We start from the raw sequence: 283 nt of genomic DNA on the forward strand, positions 1-283 counted from the left end.
TTCGCCGACGAGACCGAGGCCGAACTCACCGAGGCCCGCACCGCCCGCGCGGAGGCCGAGGAGACCGCCGCCGAGGCCACCCGGCTGCGCGACGAACGCCAGGAGGCCGCCCAGCGCGCCAGCCGCGTCGCGGACGCCCTCGCCGGACTCGCGCACCGGCTGCGCGAACGCGCCACCTGGCAGGTCAAGCTCCGCGAACTGGCCGACGACGCCGCCGAGTCCGAGGCCCGTACCCAGTCCTGCCTGGAACGCGCCCGCGCCGCCGACGAGGACCGGCGCGCCA

General features: G+C 78.1%; 1 pseudogene. It reads left to right on the top strand.

Annotation, left to right across the window (positions count from 1 at the left end):
* Positions 1-283 (top strand): annotated as a pseudogene (locus GT030_RS32735) (hypothetical protein); the annotation flags it as partial.

This window comes from Streptomyces sp. SID1328, from assembly GCF_009865595.1.
GTDB classification, from domain to species: Bacteria; Actinomycetota; Actinomycetes; order Streptomycetales; family Streptomycetaceae; genus Streptomyces; species Streptomyces griseoluteus.